The following is a 17,313-nucleotide window of genomic DNA, read 5'->3' as shown; positions in this document are numbered from 1 at the left end:
ACAAAGGAGAAACCATAATATGTCTACATTTCTATACCGATTGGGCAAATCTGCATATACCAAGCCCTGGTATTTCCTTACCGTCTGGATTCTGATTCTCGGTGTTATAGGCGCCCTGCTTGGTGTCAATGGCATCCAGTCCAGCTCAGAAATGAAAATTGAGGGCACTGAATCGCAAAAAGTACTGGATATGCTGGTCAAGGAACTTCCAGCAGCTGCTGGCGGTCAGGCGAGTGTTGCCTTCACCGCGCCTGATGGAGAACGGCTAGATACGCCGGAGAGATCAGCACGGATTCTGAAGGCTATAAATGATGTCTACAGCATGGACTATATCATCAATCCTGCTGAACTGGCCGCGCAAGCCGCGGCGGCTGCGGGTCAAGCTGCAGGAGCAGACCCATCAGCAGCTGCCAGTGGCCAAACTGCCACTGCAGACCCTTCGGCGGCTGCGGGTCAGACAGACGCTGCGGACCCTTCGGCAGCTGCGAGTCAGACAGACGTGTCGGGTCAAGCTACTGCTGCAGCTCAGGCCGCTCCTTACGGGCCACTAATCGTTGATGGTGCTCCAGTTCCCGGCGTCATGCTGTCCGCCGACGGTAGCATCGCCCTGTTTCAATTCCAGTTCACTGTTCAGCAGACATCACTCCCCCCTTCTGTACCAGATAACGTGATTAAGGCTGTAACCGAAGTCGAGCAGGCAGGCTCCGGGATCACAGCCATTCCGAGTGATTCGCTCAAAAGCACACCGTCCATCGGATCTACGGAAGCGATCGGCGTAGCCGTCGCAGCAGTTGTGCTGTTTATTACACTCGGTTCGATTGTTGCAGCCGGACTGCCGCTGATCACAGCGCTCCTTGGTGTCGCGATTAGCGTCGGCGGTGCTTTTGCTCTTTCGAATATTGTGCACATGAATGACATTACACCCATTCTCGCAGTCATGATCGGTCTGGCTGTCGGTATCGACTACTCCTTATTTATCGTGAACCGGCAGCGGCGGTTAATTCTCGATGAGAATTTAAGTGCCAAGGAAGCGGCAAGCCGAGCGGTCGGCACCGCCGGCAGTGCAGTATTCTTCGCCGGACTGACCGTCATCATCGCCCTTTGCGGCATGTTGGTCATCGGCATCGGCTTCTTGTCAACCATGGCTCTCGTTGCTGCTGTCAGCGTGCTGATCACTGTTCTGTTGGCGCTTACCCTGCTGCCTGCGCTGCTGGGTCTCGTCGGCGAACGGATCTGCACCGCCAAGGCACGTTCAAAGAACGTAGCTTCCGCGAACAAAGCCCGTCACGGGTTCTCACACCGCTGGGCGAACGCAACGGTAAAATACCGCTGGGCTATCATTGTTCTAGTGGTCTTGGTTCTTGGTACAGCGGCGATTCCAGTAACCAAAATGGAGCTAGGTATTCCGTCTGGCGCTTCGGCAAATCTGGACACTCCAGCACGCCAGAGCTATGACATCATCTCCAAGGGCTTCGGCGAAGGGTTCAACGGTCCGCTACTACTGGTGGCCCAACCAAACAACCCGTCCGACAAGATTTCCATGGAGACGCTTGGTAAGCTGGTTCAAGAGCTGCAAATGCATGATAACGTCACGCTGGTGTCCCCGATGGGTGTCAACGCGACCGGAGATATTGCTATTATCAGTCTAATCCCTAAAACCGGCCCTACAGATACAAAAACGAGAGATCTGGTACAGGATCTGCGCGATCCCGCTTCCAGCCTCGCATCATCAAATGATGTAACACTTGGTGTGACCGGCTTCACTGCGATCAACATCGATATGTCCTCCAAGCTATCCGATGCGTTTCCCGTGTATATCGGCATCATCGTAATTCTATCTCTAATTATACTGCTGCTTGTTTTCCGGTCGGTCATCGTTCCGATCAAGGCGACGGTAGGCTTCATTCTCAGTGTGCTCGCTACTTTCGGTCTAACCACGGCCGTATACCAGTGGGGATGGCTGCACTCCCTGTTTGGTTTTGACACAGGAGGCCCACTGCTCAGCTTTATGCCAATTCTGGTCACCGGCATTCTGTACGGACTGGCGATGGATTATCAGGTATTCCTCGTCAGCTCCATGCGTGAGGCTTACGTCCATGGACGTCGTGGCAACGACAGTGTGGTTCACGGCTACGATCTCGCCAGCCGTGTCGTACTTGCCGCAGGCGTAATCATGGTTTCCGTCTTCGCTGGCTTCATCTTCGCACCTGATGCGATGATCAAGCAGATCGGATTCGCACTGGCCTTCGGCATCCTGATCGATGCTTTCATCATCCGCATGACGCTCGTTCCGGCAGTAATGGCCGTCTTCGGCGACAAAGCCTGGTGGCTTCCGAAATGGCTAGACCGTCTGCTTCCGAACCTCGACGTCGAGGGCGATAAGCTAATCGCCATGCTCAATGCCAAGGGAGAAGGTAAGAAATAAGAAGAGGACAGCCTTTGAATTGTTCTCCCCAAATTTTGAAGAGCATGACCCTGCGAACTACCTGCAGGGTCTGCTTTATTTTTTAAGGCATTGCAGTTCTCCTGTGTCAGAGAAATCTTCTCTATATTGATCGACGAACAAATTACCCTGTTGGGTGTGTTGGCTTCTATTAGTTTAAATTTGTAGCTTACGGAGCACGCCTTGTTGTACTTTCCACAGACTTTCGGTGGTTTGGCGAGAAAAACTCCAATGTAGAGGAGCATTTTGCTTAGGTGGAACGTGTTATAGGGAAACCCTCCCTATAAATTAGCTCACAGCCGTTATACGAGCAGATTATACGGAATTTCTCCCTATATATTGTTCAATTTCAATAAAACACACCGAGTTGAGCTGAATTATAGGGAGGATTTCCCTATAATCTCTCCACATGAGCTTTTAATGTAGAATTATAGGGAGGATTTCCCCATCATTCTATAGGTTTGACCCTGAAGCGAGGAACAAAAAGCAACTCCTATAAAGAAGCCAATAAACACGGGCTCCGGCACTCCTTTCGTGCACCCCTTGAACTCATTTCTGGCATAGCCCATATCCGTTGTGTCCTATACAAAACAAGAACAGCGATTCTCCATGGATGGGAGAATCGCTGTTTTCTGTCGTTACGTTTTTTTTGATATTTCTTGTAACCGCCTATAAAGACTTTCTCTCCAAGCTAGCCTACAGCTTCCAGATGCGGTACAAGATAACTGCTGCTTCAGCACGGGTAAGCGTGTCGTTAGGCGCAATTCTATCGTTCTTTCCGTTCACAACTCCGAATTTGACCAACAATAATGCGCTGTCTTTCGCATAGCTGGAGATGCTTGCTTCATCCAGATAAGCATTTAAAGTTCCACTCGCCTTGATTTGCTTACCGGATGCCGCTAGCGCACGCGCAGTCAGCACCATCATATCTTGGCGAGAGACTTCAATGTTTGGTCGGAACGTATCATCTTCAAAGCCTGTGGCAATTCCCAGTTCCTTCGCGATGACCAGTTCATCATAATAATAGTCCGTCTTTTGGACATCGCTGAACAATGCTGCACTTTTGCCCGTTCCCTTCAGTTCAAGCGCTCTGACAAGAAGAGCAATGAAATCCGCTCGCTTCATAGAATCTGCAGGTGAGAAGCTATTCACGCTCGTTCCTTGGATGACATCGCGAGCAGCCATAACATCTATGGCTTGTTTTGCCCAAGATACGTTCTGCAGGTCTCCGAAGTTTTTCTTTACAAAGGTTACTGCATAAATGCTGAAGTGGGTCGTTTGAAATACAACCGTTTGGGTTGCAGCATCATATCGACCGTTCGGAACCGGTACTACGTTGCCCTTATCATCGATGTACCAAACAACGATTAAATCCGGATTACTTAGTTCCTCCGCTGTCGGTGTATACGGAATGGATACCGTGACAGGAGCGTTAGGGTTATTCCATGGAATGACTTTATCGCCTGATACTACGCTTAGATCAATAACCGGATGGCTGCCGATCAAATTGCGGGTAGCTGCACTCAGGCTGTCCGCTGAGACTTTACTTATGCGTATGGACACTTGCTCAGCATGGTCTGTTAAGTCGGGCAGCATATTGCTTGGAATTTGGATTGTAGCATTTTCCGTCTTAAGCAATAGTTCAAAGTTTTCTTTCCCCATCAAGCTTTGGGTTGGCAATTGTATATCATACACTTTCGCATCCGTTTGCTTTGGTACTTCGATCACGATTTGTTTCTTGCCGTTTGCCGCTGCTGTAGCTTGTTCAAGCGCCTTTTTCAAGTTGTCGCTGGAGATCGTGCCTATGGCACGCCCGTTATCGGATTTCACCTCCAGTGTAATCGTAACAACACCATCTTTGTTTGCAATGGCTACAGGCTGTGGAGTTGTTACTGCACTACCAGTGTTGCTACTACCAGTTGGTTCATTGGTTGGTGTTGGTGTTGGTGTTGGTGTTGGTTCCGTATCAGTTGACTTCCCCTTGAGGGTAAGTACACCGTAAACAGATGTGTCCATATATCCAGTACCGGTTGTATCGTTCCAAGCCGCAACACTTTGACGTGAGCCGTCTTTAGCATCATTGATCTGTACATCGAAACCAAGCTTTGTATCGTCATCTGGAGTTATCCCATGAAGCGGAATCTTCACTTCAACCGTGTAGTTTGTTCCGGAAATGTGAGTCGCCGACTCGAAACCAGCTGCGATGCTTGTTGGATTAAATGAAGTCTCGTTGTCAAAATTGACTCTGTACTGCCCATCATCCTCTTGATAGAACGTTGTTTTCCCATTGTTTTGGTCCACGAAGATTTCAACCGAATCCTGTTCATGTGCGTTCACACTGCTCTTATCAAGCTGCGTATCGCTAACCTGGATCAGGACATAAAGATTTTGATCATCCCAGAGTGCTTTTGCCACTCCGCTCGCTCCCTGCCAAGCTGTTTGATAACGGTTGATCGGCATTTCTGCGGTCTGGCTCCAGATCTCATCAACCGTTCCATCAATGACAGGTGCAGCGAATTTGGCGGTCGAATGATTGGCTTCAACCGTTTCAGGCTCATGCTCTTCAATGAACGTATCAGGATCGATAACGCCATAGTAAGCTGGCTTGGCCTGTAAGTTCTTATCGAACAGTAGTGGATTGGACGAAGCTCTCCAACTCGTGTTATCATCCATACCCCAGAAGGTAACGCGTTTGATATGCTCATCGTTAGCTCTGAAGATATTTAACAACTGCGCATACAGATAACCCTGCGCATTAGCGAGCTTCTCAGAAAGCTGATAGTTGCTTCCAGCCTGAATGTCCAGCTCGGTAATGCTAACTTCGACGCCCAAGGAAATAAACTTCTCCAATGACCGCTCCACATTTTCCGGGTTTGTATTGATGCTGTAATGTGCTTGCATGCCGACACCATCAATAAGCAATTTACCAGGGTGAGTGAGCGCATATTTATCATTAATTTCTTTGACCATACTGTAAATGGCCTGCGCTTTATTCTGATTATCTTCGTTATAATCATTGTAATAGAGTTTAATATTCCAATCAGGATTCGCGTCTAGAACTTCTCTTGCCGCCAGGAATGCCTGCTCTACGTAGTCTGCGCCGATAGCACTCTTCCATGGGGCGGATCGCAGTGCAGTTTTCCAATCCGTTGGGTTAGACGGGTTATCACTCATCGCCTCATTGACAACATCCCAGGAGATCACCTTATCGCCAAAATGCTCCATAACGGTTTTGATATGAGTCCTCATATTATCTAGAGCCTCATCCCGTCCCAAGGGGATCGTGTTGTTGTCTGCATCTGATGTTGTATTCATCCATGCTGGTGATTGCTGATGCCATACCAATACATGGCCATGCATCTGCATTCCCTCATGCAACACTTTATCTACAAGCTCATCCGCACCAGTGAACGTGAAGTTGCCCTTTGTAGGCTGCAACGCATCCGGCTTCATGGCATTACCTGCCGTAGCGACATTATGATGCATTTTCAGAAGATCAAGTCTTACGCCTTCCAAATCCTCCGCAGATATTGCGTTTCCGATCAAAAAATGATCTTCATAAGCATCCTTAATCGGAATCAGATCCTTTTGAATACCAACCGGACCCGATCCTGTTTTTTCAAAGCTGATGTCGTCGATATAAAAAGATGCAGTACTGTTACTTGAGCTTTCCACATAAATGGTCAAATACTCGCTGCTTACATTGTTATAGCGGTATGTGCCTTCGAACTGAACCCAGCCATCGTTTGCGCTGATGGTTTTAGGTGCGAGTTGTACATAATTGGCGCTGCTTCCATTGCCAACCTGGGTAGACAGCTGAAGCTGGGAGCTTGCAGGCTGGATCAGCTTAACCCATAACGAAATTTTATATTCGTAGCCCTTGTCCACATATTTCTCCACACGTAATGAAGGCCCATGCCAAGTACTCGTTCTGCCCTCTACTTTTAAAGCGTATGAACCGTTATCCGTATGATTCTCATCATCGGTAATAGTAAGCGTTTCGCTACCTGCTCTGCCTTCAAAACCACCTGCTTTTTGATCCTCAAAAGTAACCGTGGTAAAAGGTAACGCTGGATCTCTAGGTGGTTCTGGTGTTGGTAATGGTGTCGGCTCTGCTGTCACCTTTTCTGTAACCAATACATCGCCGATATAGAACGGAACGGCTTTCCCTATCGCGTTCGATTGGACGCGAAGTTTCGTATCTTTACTCGTATCTACGATGAATTCTTTCGTCAAAGTGATCCCTTTGCCAGCTTCATAATCCCCACTTGCCAAAAGGGCATAACTGCCTATCGCTTGTATATAAGCTTGTGCACCGCTAGGTACAGTCACATCAGGATCAACGTACACTGTTGCGGTCACCGTGTAGGTTTTACCATTTTTCAGGCCTATGTCGCTAAATGTAAAATCAGCCGCGTCCCAATCATTTGTTCTATCGCTAACATATAAAGCGGCACCATCAGCATTACCAGCAAAAACCTTACCGGTGACAGCTGTTAGATTAGCACTACCTGATTGTGTAGCTAAACCCTTGCCACTCACAAAAGATTCGTGGTAAATTTCTTTATCCGTTTCTGTTACCGCTTTTTTTGCCGTGATGAGGACGTCCCCAATGTAAAACGGAACGGCTTTACCAATCTCGTCCGATAGAATACGTAGCGTCGTATTTTCACTCGTATCCACAGTGAATTCTTTAGTCAAGGTGATCGCTTTACCTGCTTCATAATTTACACTTGCCAAAAGACCATAGCTGTTTATGGTTTGGAGATAAGCTTGTGCGCCGCTAGGTACAGTCACATCAGCGTCAACATAAACGGATGCAGTCACCATGTAGGTTTTACCGTTTTCTAGGCCCATGTCACTAAATTTGAAATCAACCGCGTCATAGTTATTTGTTCTGTTGCTTACATATAAAGCCGCTCCGTCAGCATTGCCAGCAAATGCTTTATCTGTGACAGGCGTAAGACTAGCACTGCCCGATTGGCCTGCGATGCCTTTGCCATTCGCAAAGGTTTCGTGATATACCATTACTGAGTCTGATGGCACTATCGCATCGGGTGCTGCAGCTTCCGTAATCGGAGCCAGCCAGCTAGACGGAATAAGCAAAGCAGCTGCGAGTAAGATCGAGATGACTTGTTTGAACATTCTACTCATTTGTTGCATTCCTCCTCCAGTGATTTTAAAATGAGATATCCTCCTGATACTTAGGCGTAGCCAATGTCTTTAACTTTAGAGATTCACCCCCGTTTGTAACCGCTTACATATGTGCTTACACCATTTTACAACTCCGACACAATTGACAACTATACTAATACTAAAGGTGTTACCCCCCATAATCATAGGAAAACACACGAAAGATCGAGGAATTCCCTATGTCTTCCCATGTATTAAGACTTCTTCATAGGTAATCCAATACTATTCATTAAAAAGATTTCACAATATGGACGATAACGAATGATCTTTTTTTAGATATGCGCATACTAAGCTCCATATTTTGAAACTTGCGCCAAGTTGAATCGTAAGTTTGAAGATAGGTCCTGAAGTCTACTGATTTGACGAACTGATATACCATACTTGTGTAGAACACGCAGTTATGTGCACTTATGCAGTAAATCGAAGCTTATGAGACCTAAAAAAAAGACACAGCACAGCGGAGAGGAGCTATCATTAGTGGAGTATTACCGCAAGAATGTAACAGACAGTTTACAGGAAGTGCAGAGTACAACTAACGGGCTTACGTCGGCAGAAGTCGACAAACGACTGGAACGTGATGGTTACAATGAATTAAAAGGAAAGAAAAAAGATCCCCTCTGGAAGCTTTTTCTTGAAAATTTCAAGGACCCTATGGTGGTCGTACTGCTTATTGCGGCCATTGTCCAGATTGTTATGGGTCAAGTTATGGAGTCGCTTATCATTTTCCTCGTGTTGATTCTCAATGCAGTTATAAGTGTCATCCAAACTCGTAAAGCGGAGAGTTCACTTGATGCCCTGCAGCAGATGTCGGCACCCGAGGCTAAAGTGTTGCGGGATGGAGCCTTAAAAACCGTCCCTGCCAGAGAGCTTGTTCGCGGTGACATCGTATTACTGGAGGCTGGAGATTTCGTACCTGCCGACGGCCGTATCATAGAATCGGGAAGCTTGAAGATCAATGAAGGCATGCTGACCGGAGAATCCGAAGCTGTAGAGAAGCATACGGATACCATCGCGAAGGAATCTCCACTCGGAGACCGTCGTAATATGGCGTTTAGCGGTTCTTTGGTTGTATATGGCCGTGGAACTCTTGTAGTAACAGGAACTGCACTGACAACCGAAATCGGCAAAATCGCTGAACTCATTGAGAGCGCCGAAGCCAAGCAGACGCCACTACAGCGTAAGCTCGAAACCTTTAGCAAACAGCTGGGTGTAGCGATTATCGTGCTGTCCGTTTTGATCTTTGCCATCCAAGCCGGACGTGTTTGGCTGTCGAATGATACAGTGGATACCACGGAAGCCATTCTGAATGCCCTAATGTTTGCAGTCGCTGTGGCAGTCGCCGCTATTCCTGAAGCTCTATCCTCGATCGTAACGATTGTCTTATCCGTAGGTACGAATAAAATGGCTAAGCAACATGCGATTATTCGTAAGCTGCCAGCCGTCGAAGCACTTGGATCAACCAGTGTCATCTGTACGGACAAAACCGGTACTCTGACCCAAAATAAAATGACAGTTGTAGATTACTTTTTACCGGAAGGTGATCGTGATCAATTCAATCAAGAGCCCGAAGAATGGTCTGAGGAAGCCCGGCGCCTCCTACACATTGCCGTGCTTTGTAACGACTCTAACATTAATGAAGATGGTAAAGAACTAGGCGATCCAACTGAGGTGGCACTTATTGCCTTCAGTAACAGCATGAATAAAGATTACAAGGAAATACGCGATAATTTCCCTCGTGAAGCCGAACTTCCTTTTGACTCGGATCGCAAGCTAATGACGACCTTACACACTTTTAACGGACAAAAAGCAATGATTACTAAAGGCGGACCAGATGTACTCTTTAGTCTTTGTACGCATGTACTACTAAGTGGACAAGAAGTGCCGATGACACCGGAAGTTCTTGATCGTTTCATTGAAGCCAATGAGGAATTCTCCAGCAGAGCACTACGTGTACTTGCCTATGCCTACAAAACTGTACCAAATACAGTCACTGAAGTGGGTCTTGAGGATGAACAAAATCTGGTGCTCGTAGGCTTGACAGCTATGATTGATCCCCCTCGGGAAGCTGTCTATGGCGCGATCGCAGAATCCAAGAAGGCTGGAATTCGGACCATCATGATTACTGGTGATCATAAGACAACCGCACAAGCGATCGGACGCGATATCGGTCTTATGACCGAAAAAGAAATTGCCGTAACCGGTCAAGAGCTTGATGCCATGTCCGATGAAGAATTGGATAATAAGCTTGAGCAGATTGGTGTGTACGCCCGAGTCTCCCCGGAGAATAAGATCAGAATTGTCCGGGCGTGGCAACGAAAAGGCAAAATCACAGCCATGACCGGTGATGGCGTAAATGACGCGCCTGCCTTGAAGCAAGCAGATATCGGTGTTGCTATGGGTAGTGGAACCGATGTTGCTAAAGATGCGGCTGCCATGATTTTGACGGATGATAATTTTGTATCCATTGTGAATGCTGTGTCTGTAGGCAGAACGGTATTCGACAATATTAAAAAAGCGATCGCCTATTTATTTTCAGGCAACCTGGGTGCGATTATCGCTATTCTGTTTGCCCTGATCTTCGACTGGATTAATCCCTTCACAGCGATTCAGCTTCTATTTATCAATCTGGCGAATGATTCACTGCCCGCCATTGCCCTTGGTATGGAGAAACCTGAACCTAACGTGATGAATAGAAATCCAAGGGAACTGAAGGAAGGTATATTTGCCGGAGGAATGATGCAGGCTATTATTACCCGTGGTCTACTTATAGGTATAGCCGTAATTATATCCCTGTATATCGGACTCCAGCATTCCCCTGATATGGGCGTGGCTATGGCATTTACAACCCTGATCCTGTCTCGTACACTTCAGACCTTTGCCGCTCGCTCGAACAGTCAAACAGCTATTGAAGCTGGGTTTTTCAGCAACAAATACGTCATCGGAGCCGTTTTGGTCTGCTTTGCCTTTTACGGGATTGCGGTTCTGCCAGGAGTTAGAGAAATCTTCTCGATTCCGGCTTCATTCGGATTGTCCGATTGGCTGATTGCAAGCGGGCTGGCACTCGGCGCCGTCATCCTAATGGAATTGACGAAGGTTATTCGTAGAGCGTTTACTCCTAAATCAGCTTCTTAATCACAATTTAACAAAAAGAAAAAACAGCGATTCTCCGAGAATGGAGAATCGCTGTTCTTCTGTCATTTACAGATCTGATTCAAACATCCGTATTATGATCAAAATATCACGTAAATTTTTAATATTTGACTATGTATTCACAACATTCATCCCCATGAACATTACATTTCACTTCCCGGACGGAAACTCGTTTCCCACGTATTTTGCTAAGTGCTCCTTCGATAATGGCCCCCTCTAGGTCACATACCATTTTCCCTTCCATAATAGGTAACCCTTCGCAGAAACAATCGTGTACTGCAATTGACATTCCCTTGTCATCTTCATGGGTTATTATTGGGATCCCTATCTTCATTTGTTCGAATAACCCGAATAGTTCATTAACGGAGGTAACACCAAACTCTTCCCCAATTTTTCTTCCTATCGTCAACGTTGTGCCCTTACCATTCATGGGTAACGCTTGGTATAATCCAATAAGTCTAATCGTTCTGAAAAGCTCTAAGGGTACAGCATCACCCAAATTTTCTCTCTTTATTTTTTTCATATCTGTAAAAGTAAAATGATCCATGCCTGCAGCCTCCAAATTCTTATGTAATTTATATTTCAAATTTAATTAATATATTGAGTATAAACGTATCCAATAAATGCTTTGTGATCCTACGCACTTCCTATCCCTAATGATTGGAAGAACAAGGGTTAAAAATCATTATTTTATATTCTGACACTTGACTGTTAGCGCTTCATCTACGATAATTACAACCTCACCCAAAAAACTGGGACTGGAAGAAAATTGATTTTGAAAAGAGGCGGTCGTTATTAGCTGGTTAAGTGATCTATATAAATTACAGAAGCGGGAGCTAAAAAAGGACATCGAACCCTCTTTAGTCAATGCCATCTTTCGGATGTATGATAGATTTCCCAGGATTGGACTTAAAGAGCGGATCGGCCAGCAAGATATGTCTCTGGATATCGCTGATGCTTATATTAATGGTAGAAACGCAATGATTGAAGCTGGAGTCGGCATCGGTAAGTCCTTTGCATACCTCATTCCCAGCCTGCTCATTAACCAAGTCTCAAGACAACCGATCATTATTGCAACATCCTCCATACAACTTTCAGAACAGATCCATAAAGATCTGAGATTCATCGGAAGCCGGCTCGGATTTACATCGGTTCGCTCCGTAGTCGGAAAAGGCATGGGGCAATATGCTTGCCGATACAGGGCAGCAGACCTATTACAACCTGATGATTCAAGCTCTCCTCTATCTACACTTGCCCAGCGTATTGTGAATTATGACATTGATGAGAGAGCAGACATTAAGGGCGGGGTTAGTGATGCAGTATGGTCTAATGTTTGTGTGAATGATTGTAAATTTGAACGATGCCATTATAAAAGCACATGTTCATTTTACGAGATGAGAGCGAAGATTAACGCCGACGCCAGCGACATGGATTTTATTATCGTCAACCAGGACCTGCTCATCCGTGATTTGATCAAGAAAAAAGAAGGAACGAAGGGATTAATCACTGAACGACCAGCTCTGATCGTAATTGATGAAGCTCATAATCTGGAAGCAAAGGTTAGAGATGCTAGAACGCTCGAGTTTACATACCGGGGAACCTGCCGTATTCTGGATGACACCTTACAGATTCTCTTCAAGCAATCCGCAGATAACGGCCTTTTGCCGCAATTTAAATTTTTAAAAAGATGCGTGGCTCATATTTTCAAACAGGTAGAAGCGGATTTGCTGCAAACAGCCAAGCAGGATAATGACCGGATAAAAGTGTCGGAGATCACAGGGATTCCGTTAAAGCGGGGGGCTCAGGTTTTGAAAGAGTTTAGTCTCAGCTTATCCGTCTTAACTTCCAAGCATGAGCGAGAGATCGATAATCTTTTTGAAGCTTTGAACGGACTTATAGATCTCTTTGATGTACTCGCCGGAGTCCAGGATAACTACCTGATTTGGGGAAGCAATACCCAGCGTGAGGCCACTATTAGTATCTGTCCTAAAGGCATAAGCCAGTTCCTAAGATATAGCTTATTTAACGGGAAAACATCTGTTATTTTAACGTCAGCAACCATGTGCCAAACCGGAGAAACACTAGAGGAACAATATGCATATCTGACGCAGTCGCTCGGTTACAAGGGAGATTATATGGAGCGCCAGGCTTCGCCGTTTGATTATGACAACCACACCATGCTGTATATTTCTAAGGACATCCCTTACTACAACCATCAGAACAAGGTAGGTTATCTTGAAGCGGCATACAAGGAAATGCTGAGGCTCTGTAATTTAACGGACGGACGGACATTGGTTCTTTTTTCAGCGAAGGAAGATATGAAGTACATTCATAATAAGTTAAAATCCGAGAAGCTTGCATGGGCGGTGCATGTTCAAAGAGAAGGATCGTCTCAGGACGGGGTGATCGCTGAATTCCGTGGCAGTAAAGGCGTCCTTCTTAGTACCGGTGTATTCTGGGAAGGCGTGAATATCGAAGGTTCTGATTTGTCGCAGTTAATTATTTTCCGTCTGCCCTTCCCTGTTCCTTCCGATCCTGTCTATGAATATAAGGCATCTTTGGCGAAGGATCCCTTAAATGACGTTTTTGTACCGGACATGCTGCTTCGGTTAAGACAAGGAACCGGGCGATTGATCCGTAGTGAGACTGACCTTGGTGTACTCAGCATACTTGATTCCCGTCTGTCTGCTGCTGCGAAAAAGGATTACCGGGATAAGGCACTGGAATCTTTACCATTTAAAAAGGTTACCGAGGATTTTAGAGTGCTGGAGAAGTTTGTAAAAGAAAAAGAGATACAACTTAGCGTTAAGTAGAACAGGCTGTGCCGTCCTCTAAGGAACGCGTATTTTTGAATAGCGATACTGCGTATCGTTTGGAGGATAGGATCCTTTTCAGCATGAAAAATAATAAACAAGCCTGAAAAGCTTCTGTGCCAGGCTTGTTTATTTTTGCTGTAACAGCTCTCCGAAGCTGATGATCCATTTATCATCCTTCATTTAATCATTCAAATTGTTCGTAGCCTCAAATGTGATAATCATTTACCCAAGGCAAAATAACCATCACGCTAGTACCTACCTGAACTTCTGAGTCTACCTTAATTTGTCCCCCATACATTTCTATTAATTGTTTACAAATTGATAATCCAATTCCTGTCCCTTTTTGCTTGGTTGTAAAGAAAGGGTCAAATATTCGATTTAGTTTATCCAGTGGAATTCCTTCTCCATTGTCTTTAAAAATAAGTATAATTTCGTTAGCCTCATTAGCGGTGCTAACTGTAATGTCTATTCTGCCTCTAAACGCTGTGAATGAATCGATACTATTTTTTAAAATGTTAAGGATTACCTGTTCTAGTTGAGAGGCGTTTCCATACGTCATTACTTTCTCTAGAGAATACTCCACGGAAAGAATAATATCATCACTAAGTATGAGTTGATTCACGATGTTATTAACTCTATGTATAACCTCGATAACGTTATATACTACGCCGGTATTTTTCGAACTATCTCCTTTTCGAGCCAGTACTAGGAAGTCCGTTACTAATCCGTTCAGAGCATCAATCTCTTTGATGGTTATATCCAGATACGCACGCAATTCATCCGCCTTGATCACCGGTTCATATAGCCTGTTATTTACAAGCTGGGCAAACCCTTTAATCGAAGCAAGCGGATTCCGTATTTCATGTGCCATACCAGCTGCCATTTGTCCCATAACAGCAATTTTTTGTTCATGCAAATTGTCAATCTGTTGATTTTTATTAGATAAATACCCCTTTGCAAAGCCCGTAAAACCGGTCCAGTTGCTTTCCATTAAACGATTATAAAAAAACAATCGAGTCGTAGATTCATCTTCTATCTCTTCAATGATCTTAAACATCATATTCTGAGCGATTAAGTTTAAATCCTTGCTCATTTCAAGTAAGATATCAAAATGATCACCGAATATTTCTGCAGTATAAATCCCTCGCTCCACCCCCTCTTTTTCTAGTAGGCTTAGGTATTGGTCGTAACCAAAGGAATCCAAGAACAGTGCCTCTATCATACTGATTAATATCGTGCTGAATGTTGAATCTAACAATTCCTTATGCGTCTCTACAAACCAGACGGATTCGATATTTTTCATAGTTATAGAATGGTAATGCCTATCTAAAATAATTGGAACAGCTAGGGTTAATGACGAACGTAATGCATTTGCTCTGTATGACATTTTCATCCTCCCTCTTTGTTGTTTTGTATTCAATATATATGTATATTTTCCTGCTTCAAAAGTAACAGTAAGTCACTATATTTCACAAAACCAATAGTTTTACTTAATTAATAATTATAAGCGCTATAAAAAATGCAACACCCCAAGCTATTCCGCCTGTAACGGAATGATTTGGGGTGTTGATTACTTGTATGATAAATCTATATAACCAAGGGGAGCTTGTTAGCCCCTACTTAACTTCAAAAGGCTAACCTTCCTCATTCTAGTATAACTATGCAATTGAAACGATAATGTCTTTGTACTATCAAAAAAGCATTTGATCCAGGATCAAATGCTTTTTACGTTGCTCCTTGATTATTCAAACAGATCATTCACGGAACGAATAGGCTTCACATCCATCGATTCCTTCGATGCGGCTAGATTCAAATACACTCCTACCCAGATGATTGCGCATAAAATGATATAAACCATCTCTTTACCCCCTCCCTTGCGTGGGTTTTATCAGCAATCTATTAATCGTCTCTGTACTCAAAAACATCAATGTTAGTAGGGCAAATACTATGAACCAGAGCATCGATGGAGCAATGGAAAATCCAAGTAGCGCAACCGCAGTAAGGAAACAACTGAACAATGTGATTCTACCCGTACCCAGACGCTCGACCATCCTATTGCTGAACAGACTGGACACGATGGTCCCTCCCGCAATGATCATGGACACGATACCTGCCGAGCCAAGAGATGAACCAATCTCGGGCCAGATAACGGGCCATGCCGAGCCGAGTAAAGAGTCAGGAAGTCCTAGACTGATAAAAGCCAGATATATAATAATCAAAAACCAGGTAGACAAGCATGCTTCCCCCTCGTGATAAAAATGATTCGTTGAACGCGTAAAGAAATACATTTACGCACTTAATAAATATACTTTATAAAGTCTATGTATGAAGTATGCGATATAAGTATTCCTTTGTCAAGCAACCCATTCACTGATCTGGAGCCGTATCATTAGTGTGCAGTGCATATCAGCAATTGGATCAATACTCATATTGATCACCTAAAAAAAAGAGGCTTGTCCCATAAGTCATTCATCTCATGACTTATGGGACAACCTCTTAATGGAGCTCGACCAAATCCGGCTCCAATGACTTCAATGTCAACCAGCGCAGGCCAGCCTCGAAGTCATCTTGAAATGTATTTTGCATAACAATCTGTGGATAAATGGGCATTGGATGTCGAAGCTGATAAGCTTCCCAAGCAGATGTCCAGGTTTCTAATTCCACCTTATCCTGATATATTACAATTTTGTCCGGAGCAAGAACAGCATTCAGGGTTTGGATAATCCGGCAGACAGTATCGATGAACGTGTCCTTGCCCATCTCGAGACTCCAGTCAGGCATGTCGGGCAGGAATTTTATTTCCCCTGACATGCCCTGATTACCTTTAAGGATCTTTCCATTCAGATAGATACCCATGCCAGGTGGGTACCTGTTTGGAAAGTAAAGACCAAGCAAGTACTGTTCCTCTTCCTCTCCCTGGTTCATGCAATATCCGCTGATAGCTGCATTAACGTCATTTTCAACCAAGATAGGCAACTCAAATTGTTGCTCAATCTCTTGAATCATCCGTGAGCCAGTCAGCTCATGGTGGCTGCTGACTTTAATTTCGCCGTTGACAACCTGTCCCGGAATGCCTATGCCAATAACCTTGATAGAAGGATACAAGGCTATAGAGTGTTCAATAATATCACAAAAAAATTGTCTTTCGAAGACTGGAATGATATGTTCATCCTTCGCCAGAATCTCGTTCTCCAAATTCACGACAGTGGCTGAAATCAGTACCTGTCCCTCTTTATCCTTCAGATAAATGACTAGCCCGAGGCTGAAGTTGTAATTGTAGCGATAAGTTTGTGCTGGTCTACCGCCGTTTGATGGTACAGTCAAGTCTTCGAAGAGCTCACCTAACTCGTGCAGCTCCTTGACTAATGAGTTTACTGTTACGACGCTCAGTTTGGTCAGTGCTGCCAGCTGGGGTTTGGTGGCTGTATTTATACGTTTCATCACTTGACGAACGTTGTTGAGGTTAATTTCCTTCATTAAGTTGGCGTTTGCTGTTCTCATAAGCCCCCCTGCTCGATGAACGTATGGATCAATTCATCAGGTATTCCTTTTAAGTAGATTGTACCTTAATGTCGTCTAGTTTTCATCTTCGTATCTTAATACGATAGTGAAATATTAAATCTTGGGGTCCATCAAACTGAATTGCAAAGAATTGAACCTGGCTCGGATTAACAATAAGGACCTTTAATTATTAAGAAGTAGAGCCGCCAA

Annotated in this window: 7 protein-coding genes and 1 pseudogene; 3 read left to right on the top strand and 5 right to left on the bottom strand. The window is 44.7% G+C overall.

All coding sequences use genetic code 11. The features are described from left to right. Positions 1 to 19: 19 nt before the first annotated feature. The gene (locus tag H70737_RS07035; protein ID WP_042185889.1) at positions 20 to 2,425 is read left to right on the top strand and encodes an MMPL family transporter; all 2,406 of its coding nucleotides are present in this window, start codon (positions 20 to 22) and stop codon (positions 2,423 to 2,425) included. 714 nt (positions 2,426 to 3,139) lie between these two features. On the opposite strand, the gene H70737_RS07030 is transcribed toward H70737_RS07035, so the two are convergent. Then, positions 3,140 to 7,597: a glycoside hydrolase family 10 protein gene (locus tag H70737_RS07030; RefSeq protein WP_042185887.1), complete on the bottom strand. Its 4,458-nt coding sequence runs from the start codon at positions 7,595 to 7,597 to the stop codon at positions 3,140 to 3,142. A 516-nt stretch (positions 7,598 to 8,113) separates the two neighbouring features. Here H70737_RS07030 and H70737_RS07025 point away from each other — a divergent pair. Further along, positions 8,114 to 10,768, top strand: a complete 2,655-nt coding sequence (locus H70737_RS07025; protein WP_042185885.1) for a cation-translocating P-type ATPase — start codon at positions 8,114 to 8,116, stop codon at positions 10,766 to 10,768. A gap of 118 nt (positions 10,769 to 10,886) precedes the next feature. Here the strand turns inward: H70737_RS07025 and H70737_RS07020 are convergent, their stop codons facing one another. Beyond that, positions 10,887 to 11,333, bottom strand: coding sequence for a V4R domain-containing protein (locus H70737_RS07020; protein WP_042185883.1), 447 nt, complete (start codon positions 11,331 to 11,333; stop codon positions 10,887 to 10,889). Between the two features lie 334 nt (positions 11,334 to 11,667). Between H70737_RS07020 and H70737_RS07015 the strand changes: the two genes are divergently transcribed. After that, positions 11,668 to 13,599 (top strand): ATP-dependent DNA helicase, encoded by a 1,932-nt coding sequence (locus H70737_RS07015; RefSeq protein ID WP_231573396.1) that lies wholly within the window; start codon positions 11,668 to 11,670, stop codon positions 13,597 to 13,599. Between the two features lie 208 nt (positions 13,600 to 13,807). Here the strand turns inward: H70737_RS07015 and H70737_RS07010 are convergent, their stop codons facing one another. From H70737_RS07010 to H70737_RS07000, 3 genes and pseudogenes are all read right to left on the bottom strand, one after another. Beyond that, on the bottom strand, positions 13,808 to 14,989 hold the full coding sequence (locus H70737_RS07010) for a sensor histidine kinase (RefSeq protein ID WP_042185879.1): 1,182 nt from the start codon (positions 14,987 to 14,989) through the stop codon (positions 13,808 to 13,810). A gap of 547 nt (positions 14,990 to 15,536) precedes the next feature. Continuing rightward, positions 15,537 to 15,836: pseudogene (locus H70737_RS07005) on the bottom strand (MFS transporter); the annotation flags it as partial. Positions 15,837 to 16,098: 262 nt separating this feature from the next. Beyond that, positions 16,099 to 17,079 carry an ROK family protein gene (locus tag H70737_RS07000; RefSeq protein ID WP_442950256.1) on the bottom strand — a complete coding sequence of 327 codons (981 nt, stop codon included), beginning with the start codon at positions 17,077 to 17,079 and terminating at the stop codon, positions 16,099 to 16,101. Positions 17,080 to 17,313 lie beyond the last annotated feature (234 nt).

Source organism: Paenibacillus sp. FSL H7-0737, from assembly GCF_000758545.1.
Classification (GTDB): domain Bacteria; phylum Bacillota; class Bacilli; order Paenibacillales; family Paenibacillaceae; genus Paenibacillus_AQ.
Note: the sequence above shows the minus strand (reverse complement) of the source record. Positions and strands in the feature narration are given on the sequence as shown.

Bases quoted from the DNA above. Each gene is read 5' to 3' on its own strand.
- H70737_RS07035 (WP_042185889.1), top strand. From the start codon at position 20: ATGTCTACATTTCTATACCGATTGGGCAAATCTGCATATACCAAGCCC.
- H70737_RS07015 (WP_231573396.1), top strand. From the start codon at position 11,668: ATGTATGATAGATTTCCCAGGATTGGACTTAAAGAGCGGATCGGCCAG.
- H70737_RS07010 (WP_042185879.1), bottom strand. From the start codon at position 14,989: ATGTCATACAGAGCAAATGCATTACGTTCGTCATTAACCCTAGCTGTT.
- H70737_RS07000 (WP_442950256.1), bottom strand. From the start codon at position 17,079: ATGAAGGAAATTAACCTCAACAACGTTCGTCAAGTGATGAAACGTATA.
- H70737_RS07030 (WP_042185887.1), bottom strand. From the start codon at position 7,597: ATGAGTAGAATGTTCAAACAAGTCATCTCGATCTTACTCGCAGCTGCT.
- H70737_RS07020 (WP_042185883.1), bottom strand. From the start codon at position 11,333: ATGGATCATTTTACTTTTACAGATATGAAAAAAATAAAGAGAGAAAAT.